Source organism: Sphingobium indicum BiD32 (genome assembly GCF_000382885.1).
In the GTDB taxonomy this organism is placed as follows: Bacteria; Pseudomonadota; Alphaproteobacteria; order Sphingomonadales; family Sphingomonadaceae; genus Sphingobium; species Sphingobium japonicum_C.
This window is the reverse complement of record NZ_CAVK010000222.1, coordinates 1-2,637: the sequence shown is the minus strand read 5'-3', so window position 1 is coordinate 2,637 and position 2,637 is coordinate 1. Positions and strand designations below refer to the sequence as shown.

The 2,637-nt window shown below is 64.6% G+C and carries 3 protein-coding genes and 1 pseudogene; 1 reads left to right on the top strand and 3 read right to left on the bottom strand.

Features of this window, described 5'->3' with window-relative positions:
- Positions 1-359: pseudogene (locus EBBID32_RS24680) on the top strand (type I restriction endonuclease); the annotation flags it as partial.
- Between the two features lie 64 nt (positions 360-423).
- On the opposite strand, the gene EBBID32_RS19935 reads toward EBBID32_RS24680, so the two are convergent.
- The 3 genes from EBBID32_RS19935 to EBBID32_RS19925 are packed head-to-tail and all read right to left on the bottom strand — an operon-like array spanning position 424 to position 2,557.
- A complete protein-coding gene (locus tag EBBID32_RS19935; RefSeq protein ID WP_006965318.1) occupies positions 424-1,413 on the bottom strand; it encodes a nucleotidyltransferase domain-containing protein in 990 nt (329 codons plus the stop codon).
- Entirely contained in the window at positions 1,410-2,273 is an 864-nt protein-coding gene (locus tag EBBID32_RS19930; protein ID WP_006965316.1) for an HprK-related kinase A, read from the bottom strand. Before EBBID32_RS19930 ends, EBBID32_RS19935 begins: the two co-directional genes overlap by 4 nt.
- A complete protein-coding gene (locus EBBID32_RS19925) occupies positions 2,270-2,557 on the bottom strand; it encodes an HPr-rel-A system PqqD family peptide chaperone (protein WP_006965314.1) in 288 nt (95 codons plus the stop codon). The genes EBBID32_RS19930 and EBBID32_RS19925 overlap by 4 nt, the downstream gene beginning before the upstream one ends.
- Positions 2,558-2,637: the final 80 nt, after the last annotated feature.

The following is a 2,637-nucleotide window of genomic DNA, read 5'->3' as shown; positions in this document are numbered from 1 at the left end:
CAACTTTCGGATCGGGCTCTGAGCCGGAAGCGTCTCCGCTCGATGCCGGGGAAGTCATTACAACAGAGGAAGAAGTGTCAGGTTTCAGAATTGTACAGGCGATAGCAGCCCAAATTACTGATCCACGCCGAATCGTAATGCGGGATGCCAAGTCATATTGCGCCGTCCTGCTCGACGACAATAATCGCAAGCCGGTGGCTCGACTCCATTTTAACGGGATTACCGCAAAATATGTCAGCACATTTGATGGCAAGGCTGAGACCAAGCATCTGATTTCAGACCTGACTGATATTTACAAATTATCGAGTCAGATATTGGCGCAATTGAAGCAATTGGAGGGTGTGGGAGAAACAGCTTAAGTTGGCCATGAGCAAGAAGAACAGCCCTTCGACAGGCTCAGGGCGAACGGCGATTGGGGGTTATCTACCCCGGCCGATGCCCCTTGCGCCATTTGGTCCACAGGTGCCGGGCCAGCATCAAAGGCGGCATCCGCAGCCAGTGGGAGCGCAGGAAGAAGGCGAACACCAGCCCCTTGCGGGTTTCGCGGCCCCAGCCGTCGCGGGCCAGCAGGCGGGCGCGGATCAGCCGGTCCCATAGCGTCAGGCGCGTGCCGGGGCCGTAAAGCGTAGCGGCAAGGCGTTGGGCTTGCCGGACATGGGGGGCGAGGCCATGATGGGCGGCGCGGGTCGCCAATATGTCCGGCTTAGTGTCGGCCAGCAGATGGTGGATGTCCCACAGGTTGCGCAGACCACCCTGCAAATCGCCATCCGCCAGCATATGGGCGACGGCGTGGACGACACGATCTTCGGGCGAAAGGACATAGAGGCCATCACCCATGGGGACGGCATCGGCGATCATCGCGGTGGCATCCGGCGTCTGGCGCGCGGTCAGCGGCAATATCGTATGATGCACGTCGATCATCCGGTCGCGCGTGGCGTGGATCATCGGCGGCAGTTCGTGCATCCACTGCCGATAATAGGCGTCGTCATAGGGATCCTCCTTCACCCATTCCCAGCCTGCTACGATCAGCGCCTGTTCGACCGCCGCCATGGCTTCGCGGGGGACGAGGATGTCGAGATCGCCGATGAAGCGCCCCTCCCCGGCCTTCAGTCCGGCGGCGGCATAGGCGGTGCCCTTGAGCAGCACGACCCGCAAATCCAAAGCCCCAAGCGCCTGCGCCGCGCGGTCGGCTTCCCACAAGGCCTGTTGCGCTTCGCGGGCGGCGTCGGCCTGCGCGTCGGACAGGATCGGCGTCACGGCTGGCGGCACCGCGACGTCGGCGAGGCGAAAGGCGAGCGTGCCGATCAGCCGTTCGGCGCGGGCAGCGGCGATCAGGCCGTTCCAGCCCGCCGCATCCAGCGCCACGACCGACGCAGGGTCGCGCAGCGTCCGCACCAGCAGCGCGGCGCTCATGCCATCTCCTCCCACAATTGCTCGACCATGGCGATGGCCTCCTCACCAGTGGGGAAGTCGATGGCACGGGCGGGAACATCGCGCACGAAGCGGGTCAGCGCGGCAAAGGCGGGTTCGCCCAGCGCGACATAATTGGTCGAGGCTTGCGTGAGGCGCATGAAGATTTCCGCCTGCCCCACCGAACGCACATCAGCGGCGTGGCCGAAGCGGGGGAAGAGCAATAGCGCGGGCATCGTCCCCTGCCCCATGCGCGCGACCGCATCGGCGCGGGGGACCATATGGCGAATATCGCCCTTGGCCGTGGCGGCGAGCAGCGGTCCCATGCGGGCTTCGCCGACTTCGCCCGCCACCACGTCGATCGCGCGATTCTTGAGGCTGACGAGGCGGGGAAAGGGCAGGATCGCACCGCTGTCGAGGTCCAGCAGGGCAAATTCATCGCCCATGAAGCGCCAGCCGCGCTCACCGAGCAAGGCGGCAAGGGTCGATTTGCCGGAACCGGACTCGCCGGTCATCACCAGCACGCGACCATCCTTCTCCACGCTGGAGGCATGGAGCAGCAAATGCCGCCGCCAGCCCAGCGCCATTTGCAGGTTCATCCCCATTTCCGCCGCGAGCAGGCCGTGGGACAGGCTCATCGGCGCGGCGTCGGCCAGGCCATGGTCACCGGTGATGAAGATGGAGGGGCGGATGAAGCGGCGGACAAGGCTGGTCGGCTGGAGCCGGACGGTGAAATCGGCGATGGCGTCGGTCGGTTGCGGATAGGCCGCGTAGAGCCGGGCGAGCTGCGCGATCGGCGCGGGCCAGGCGGAGCCGATGCGGAAGGTCGCCGGGCCGATGCGCAGGGTCAGTTGATGCCTCATGCCGGGCGCACCAGTCCAAGCGCGACCAGCGCATCGAGATGGGCGGCGATTTCTGCCAAGGCGTCATCCGGCGGACCAAGATCGAAGGTGAGTGCCAGCCGGTCACGAACCTGGCGCACGCTGGCGGGCGCGCCGTCGGCCAGTTGATCGAGAATTTCGGGAACCGGGCTGATCACCATATGGGTCTGGCCCGACCGGGGATGAAAGAGCAAAACAATATCGTCGAGCGCGCAGGCGGTCACCGCATCCGCCCCGTCCCGCCGATAGAGTTTCGTCGCTGTCACTCTCTGCTATCCCACTCGAATCACATGCGACCTGTTTTGCACTGCTTCCAATCCTCCCCTGCAAGGGGAGGTGGATGGCC

Coding starts and splice junctions, on each gene's coding strand:
- EBBID32_RS19930 (WP_006965316.1), bottom strand. CDS start 2,273: ATGAGGCATCAACTGACCCTGCGCATCGGCCCGGCGACCTTCCGCATC.
- EBBID32_RS19935 (WP_006965318.1), bottom strand. CDS start 1,413: ATGAGCGCCGCGCTGCTGGTGCGGACGCTGCGCGACCCTGCGTCGGTC.